Here is a 6765-nt window from a genome sequence, read left to right on the forward strand (position 1 = left end):
AATGCGAAGCGTTACGCATCATGAGTCAGTCGGGGTTTCAATAGCGTAATTTCGTTATATAGTGGGCATCAAGATGAAGCGATAAATCCCATCGCTCCTTTATAATGTTGACAGGTAACTTGCTATGAACTCACCTTTTCTGGTTACAGCACAATGGCTGGCAGAACATGCTAATGATGCCGATATCGTTATTCTGGATGCCAGAATGTCACCGCCGGGATTGATACCTAAAAGAGACATTCAGGCTGAGTTCGAGCAAGGGCATATCCCGGGAGCCGTTTACTTTGATATTGATGAAATTGCAGACCACAGTACTGAATTGCCACATATGCTGCCATCGCCACAGGAATTCAGTGAGAGGGTTGGTCAATTAGGGGTAAGTGAGCAACATACTTTAGTGATTTATGACGACGGTAACCTGTTTTCCGCACCACGCGTTTGGTGGACGTTCCGTACTTTTGGTGCCAAAAATGTGCGTATATTGGCCGGTGGTATCAACGGATGGCGGCAAGCGGGCTATGCATTAGAAAGCGGCCAGGCAAAACCAACCCCGCAAGTGTTCAATGTGGCTTTCAATAGTGCTGCGGTCAAAAACGTTGATGAGGTTGTCGCCGTGCTGGGAAATAGTGACGTACAAATTATAGATGCCCGGCCAGCCAACAGATTTAAAGCCCAAGAGCCTGAGCCTCGGCCTGGTCTGCGCCTTGGCCGTATCCCCGGCAGTATTAATGTCCCGTGGGGGAGCATGGTAGAAAATGGTAATTTGAAATCGCCACAAGCACTGGCAAGTATTTTTGCCGCTCAAGGCGTGGATTTAACCAAGCCCATTATTACCAGCTGTGGTTCTGGCGTAACAGCCGCAGTGGTGGCTCTGGGGCTGGCGGCATTAAACGCACCATCAGTATCACTCTATGATGGTTCTTGGGCGCAATGGGGGGCATTCGATTCACTGCCCATCGAGGATACTCGCCTCCCATAAGAGCCTGTCAGATAGCAACCAGGCCACGGACACCGTCTAACTCCATATCAGTGCCGTGGCCACGCTGGATAATTTTGCCACGGGACATCACTAAATAGTTATCCGCCAGCTCTGCGGCAAAATCATAAAACTGCTCAACCAACAAGATAGCCATATCCCCTTGAGCAGCCAGTTTTTTGATAACTATACCTATCTCTTTGATAACCGAAGGTTGAATTCCCTCAGTTGGCTCATCCAAAATGAGCAAACGAGGCTGGCAAGCTAATGCGCGCCCAATCGCTAACTGCTGCTGCTGCCCACCAGATAAATCCCCACCACGGCGATGTTTCATTTCTTGTAACACTGGGAATAACTGATAAATACTTTCAGGTACTACCTTGCTCTGGGCGCCGGGAAAACGAGAAAGCCCCAATAGAATGTTCTCTTCAACCGTTAATCTGGGGAAAATTTCTCTACCTTGTGGCACATAAGCAATGCCTCCTTTCACCCGTTGGTGTGGTGACTGATGGCTAATATTTTTACCTTCCCATGTAATGCTACCGTTTTTGACCGGCACCAGTCCCATCAAGCATTTGAGTAACGTCGTTTTACCAACGCCATTACGGCCCAATAAGCATGTAACCTCACCTATCGCAGCCTCGAATGACAAGCCACGCAAGATATGGCTGCCACCGTAATATTGATCAAGTTCATTCACTTGCAGCATATATTGCCCTTAAATATCCAGTTAACTGTTAGTCACCAAAACCCGATCACGTGATATGGCAGGAGAAACAACACCGATCAGCCGCTATGAATCAAGGCGCAATCCCCCGAAGTTTGGTCAACCCAAATGAGGGGGGAAGCAACACAGAGTCAGAGCGGCTCAGCGCCCCAAATATACCTCGATCACTTGCTCGTTAGCCTGCACCTCTGCCAATGACCCCTCGGCCAACACCTGGCCCTGATGCAACACCGTGACATGATCAGCAATGGACTCGACGAACCCCATATCGTGCTCCACGACCATCAGTGAATGCTTCCCGGCTAATTGATTAAACAACTCGGCGGTATAGGCGGTCTCGGCATCGGTCATCCCAGCGGCTGGCTCATCCAACAGTAGCAAATGCGGGTCTTGCACCAATAACATCCCAATTTCAAGAAACTGCTTTTGACCATGAGATAACAAGCCTGCCTGCCGCTGTCGCATCTCACTAAGGCGCAACATAGTAAGCGTTTCATCAATTTGATCCCGCTGCTCACTGTTCAACTTGGCGCGCAGACTGGCCCAGACCGTTTTGGTGCTTTTTTGTGCCAATTCAAGATTTTCAAACACACTCAGCGCTTCAAATACCGTCGGTTTCTGGAATTTCCGGCCAATCCCTGCTTGAGCAATCTCTATCGTATTCATCATTGAGAGATCATGGTGTTGGTCATAGGTCATCTTACCGGTCTGGGGACGTGTTTTACCGGTTATCACATCCATCAGCGTGGTTTTACCCGCACCATTCGGGCCAATAATGCAACGCAGCTCGCCAACACCTATTTGCAATGAGAGATCACGCAAAGCATGAAAGCCATCAAAGCTAACATTAATATTTTCGAGGGTTAACACCGGATCCCGTTGCTGGCGATGCTTGTCGGCCGCATGCTCTAACGCACCGGGTTCCTGAACAATTATCTCGGGATAAATCAGTTGTTCCGTAATTTGAAACCGGCTCATTTGTCTTTCCCCCGCCGCAGTAACCCGATAACACCCTTAGGTAAGAACAACGTAACCAAAATAAATATCAATCCGAGGAAGAACTGCCAATATTCTGGCATTGCCATGGTGAACCAGCTTTTTGCGCCATTGACAATGCCAGCCCCTAATACCGGGCCAATTAATGTCCCGCGCCCACCAAGCGCTACCCAGATAGCAGCTTCAATAGAGTTGGTTGGTGACATTTCACTTGGATTGATAATGCCAACCTGAGGTACATACAACGCTCCCGCCAGAGCACAGAGTACGGCTGATAATGTCCAGACAAACAGCTTGAAACCTTTCGGATCATAGCCACAAAATGTCAGGCGATTTTCAGCATCACGCACGGCGGTCAACACTCGCCCAAACTTGGTGCGGGCCAATGCAAATCCCAGTACCAAACTGGCGATTAACAAAGCGAGTGTGGCCAGAAACAGGGCAATACGGGTAGAGGTTGCCGATACCGGGAAGCCCAGCATAGTGGTAAATCCGGTGAAACCGTTATTACCGCCAAAGCCCGTTTCGTTACGGAAAAACAGTAACATCCCCGCGTAAGTCAGCGCCTGCGTCATGATAGAGAAATAGACGCCCTTTATTTTGGAACGAAAGGCGAAATATCCAAAAATAAAAGCCAGTAAACCGGGAACCAAGACGATCAAGCACAATGCCCAAATAAAATATTGGCTACCACTCCAAAACCACGGCAACTCAGACCAGGATAGAAAAGACATGAATGCAGGCAGGCCATCACCAGCCGCCTGACGCATCAGATACATGCCCATGGCATAACCACCAAGTGCGAAAAATAGGCCATGGCCAAGAGACAGTAAACCGGCATATCCCCATACCAGATCAAGTGCGATAGCCACTACTGCATAGCATAGAATCTTACCGATAAGCGTTAAGGTATAGGTTGATATTGCGAGAGGATTATCCGCCGGCAGCAGTGCTAAAAAAGGCAAAATAATCAGTGCAGTAACAACTACAGCCCCCAATGATAAGCTGATAACAGGTGCTTTTTGCGTCAAGGTTATAGCTAAAGGTTGATTCATTAATCACTCACCCTGCCCTTGAGGGCAAACAGACCCTGCGGCCGTTTTTGAATAAATAATATGATTAGCACTAAAATCAAAATCTTACCTAATACTGCGCCAATCTGCGGTTCCAAAATTTTATTCAGCATGCCTAACCCCAGTGCTGCAACAACACTACCAGCCAGTTGTCCGACACCACCAAGCACCACAACCAAGAAGGAATCGATGATGTAGCCCTGCCCTAATTCCGGGCCAACATTTCCCAGTTGTGACAGGGCAACCCCGCCTAATCCGGCAATACCCGAACCCAGACCAAAAGCCAGCATATCAACCCTGCCGGTTGCCACCCCACAGCAAGCAGCCATGGCTCGATTCTGCGTCACTGCCCGTACCTGTAGACCGAGACGGGTTTTATTTAGCAACAGCCAGGTGAGTAACAGAACAATGATCACAAAGGCGATAACGGCGATACGATTCCATGGCAAAACCAGATTTGGCAAAATCTGTACCCCGCCAGATAGCCACGCAGGATTAGCGACTTCCAAGTTTTGCGCGCCAAAAATCATACGCACGCTCTGAATCAGCATTAGACTAATTCCCCAGGTTGCCAACAGCGTTTCCAGCGGGCGGCCATAAAGATGCCGAATTACCGTTCGTTCCAAAGCCATGCCGATTCCAGCCGTAATAAAGAACGCGACCGGCAAGGCGACCAAAGGATAGAGGGCTAGCCAATGCGGAGCTAACTGCTGAAACAGAGATTGCACCAAGTAAGCTGAATAGGCTCCCAACATCAGCATTTCACCATGGGCCATATTGATAACACCCAATAGGCCGTAAGTGATGGCTAACCCAAGAGCTGCTAGCAACAAGATAGAGCCTAGTGATAACCCGCTGAATACTTGCCCAATAATATCCCCGACCATCAACCGATTTTGTACCTGTTTCAAACTACTGGCTGCCGCGGCACGCACTTGTGCATCAGGCTCGGTTTTAGCATCGGTTAAGCTTTGCAAACGAGATTGGGTTTGTGGCGAACCTGATTTTCCGAGCAATTGCACGGCATTCAGGCGCACCAAAGGGTTACTATCGGTCAGTTGTAAATTAGCCAAAGCAATACTTAGCGCCTCTTTGACTTTACTGTCTGTTTCCAATTTAAGACGCTGATTAAGTAACGGTAATTGATCACTTTGCGCTTGCTGCTGTAACTCTAGTGCCGCTTGCCAGCGCACTGATTCATCTTCACTTGCCAGCCGTTGAGCCGTCAGTGCATTAGCAATAAGAATACGTAAGCGGTTATTGAGCCAGATTTTCTTTGGTGTACCGACAGGTTGTAACTGCCCTTCCAGCGGGGTGAAACTCAGATTATGCTGGATGAATGCCTGCCCTGTGCTATCGACCACCAACGTTTCTTGTTTCAGTGCCTGCAATAAGGGTAATCGGCTAGCATCCGGTTCGGTCGCCCATTGCTGCAACATAGCGGCTTGCTGTGAACGATTAGCCACAGCAAAATCATGGGCTGGCCCTGCTGTTGCCAAGGCTGAAAAGCTCAGTAACAGGCCTATCAGCGGCCTGAGCAAAAGATTGACTGCTCTACTCCAAACAGGAATTAACAATTTCATAGGCCCGCTCATCACTGATATATGGCAAAAAAGATCCAGAGCCAGCAAAATCTGGCCCTGGAGTGTCATCGCTACTGCGTGCTTTTCACTGGATGATCCGGTTTCTTGTCATTTCCGGCGATGAACGGGCTCCATGGCTGAGCACGAATTGGCGCATCGGTTTGCCATACCACGTTGAATTGTCCGTTAGCCTCAATTTCGCCAATCATCACCGGTTTGTGCAGATGGTGATTAGTCTTATCCATTGTCAGCGTAAATCCTGATGGTGCTGGATAGGTTTGTCCGGCCATCGCAGCACGAACCTTATCCACATCGGTTGATTTGGCTTTTTCTACTGCCTGGGCCCACATGTGCATACCTACCCAGGTAGCTTCCATCGGATCATTGGTGACAGCAGTATCTGCATTTGGCAACTTATGCGCTTTGGCATAGGCTTTCCATTGTTCAACAAACGTCTTGTTCGTCGGATTATCCACCGATTGGAAGTAGTTCCAGGCAGCCAGATTGCCCACCAGTGGTTTGGTATCAATGCCACGTAGTTCCTCTTCACCCACAGAGAACGCAATGACAGGCACATCAGTCGCTTTGATACCTTGGTTGGCTAACTCTTTGTAGAAGGGAACATTTGAATCGCCGTTGATGGTGGAAATAACGGCGGTTTTGCCATCGGCAGAGAATTTCTTAATATTACCCACAATAGTTTGGTAATCGCTGTAACCAAACGGGGTATAAATCTCCTCGATATCTTTATCCTGAATACCTTTGGTATGCAGGAAAGCACGTAGGATTTTGTTGGTAGTGCGCGGGTAGACATAATCCGTCCCTAACAAAATAAAGCGTTTTGCACCGCCCCCATCTTCACTTAATAAGTATTCCACAGCGGGGATAGCCTGTTGGTTTGGTGCCGCACCGGTATAGAAGACGTTGGGCGACATCTCCTCCCCCTCATACTGTACCGGATAGAACAGTAGACCATTTAACTCTTCAAATACCGGTAAGACAGACTTACGTGAAACCGACGTCCAGGCACCAAATACGACGGCGACTTTATCTTGTGTTAATAATTGCCGCGCTTTCTCGGCAAAGAGTGGCCAGTTAGAGGCCGGGTCGACAATAACCGGCTCCAGTTGTTTACCCAATACACCACCATGAGCATTGATATCATCAATACTCATCAAAGCCATATCTTTCAATGGTGTTTCAGAGATAGCCATCGTGCCGGACAACGAGTGCAAAATACCCACTTTGATGGTGTCGGCAGCCAGCGTGCCAAAAGCCACACCCATACTGATAACCGAAGCTGAAAGAGCAAAAACCTTAATCAAGTTACGATGTTGCATAGCGTTAACCTCTGGTCGTTGAGTAAAACACACAAGATCGGATTACTCTGCGCAATCGCCATGCCAGTTT

6 protein-coding genes are annotated in these 6765 nt (G+C 48.5%); 1 reads left to right on the forward strand and 5 read right to left on the reverse strand.

All coding sequences use genetic code 11. The features are described 5' to 3' along the window. Nucleotides 1-124 precede the first annotated feature (124 nt). On the forward strand, nt 125-979 hold the full coding sequence (gene sseA, locus V1952_RS18845) for a 3-mercaptopyruvate sulfurtransferase (protein ID WP_420075306.1): 855 nt from the start codon (nt 125-127) through the stop codon (nt 977-979). A gap of 7 nt (nt 980-986) precedes the next feature. On the opposite strand, the gene urtE is transcribed toward sseA, so the two are convergent. The 5 genes from urtE to urtA all read right to left on the reverse strand — a co-directional run bounded on the left by urtE (nt 987) and on the right by urtA (nt 6695). Next, nucleotides 987-1685 carry an urea ABC transporter ATP-binding subunit UrtE gene (gene urtE, locus V1952_RS18850; RefSeq protein ID WP_420075307.1) on the reverse strand — a complete coding sequence of 233 codons (699 nt, stop codon included), beginning with the start codon at nt 1683-1685 and terminating at the stop codon, nt 987-989. A 159-nt stretch (nt 1686-1844) separates the two neighbouring features. Further along, nucleotides 1845-2681 (reverse strand): urea ABC transporter ATP-binding protein UrtD, encoded by an 837-nt coding sequence (gene urtD, locus V1952_RS18855; protein ID WP_372558402.1) that lies wholly within the window; start codon nt 2679-2681, stop codon nt 1845-1847. Next, nucleotides 2678-3754, reverse strand: coding sequence for an urea ABC transporter permease subunit UrtC (gene urtC / locus V1952_RS18860; RefSeq protein ID WP_420075308.1), 1077 nt, complete (start codon nt 3752-3754; stop codon nt 2678-2680). The genes urtD and urtC overlap by 4 nt, the downstream gene beginning before the upstream one ends. Continuing rightward, nucleotides 3754-5355 (reverse strand): urea ABC transporter permease subunit UrtB, encoded by a 1602-nt coding sequence (urtB, locus tag V1952_RS18865; protein WP_420075309.1) that lies wholly within the window; start codon nt 5353-5355, stop codon nt 3754-3756. Before urtB ends, urtC begins: the two co-directional genes overlap by 1 nt. Before the next feature lie 71 nt (nt 5356-5426). Further along, nucleotides 5427-6695 carry an urea ABC transporter substrate-binding protein gene (gene urtA, locus V1952_RS18870; protein ID WP_083159486.1) on the reverse strand — a complete coding sequence of 423 codons (1269 nt, stop codon included), beginning with the start codon at nt 6693-6695 and terminating at the stop codon, nt 5427-5429. Between the last annotated feature and the right edge of the window lie 70 nt (nt 6696-6765).

This window comes from Yersinia sp. 2542 StPb PI, assembly GCF_048593855.1.
Classification (GTDB): Bacteria; Pseudomonadota; Gammaproteobacteria; order Enterobacterales; family Enterobacteriaceae; genus Yersinia; species Yersinia enterocolitica_E.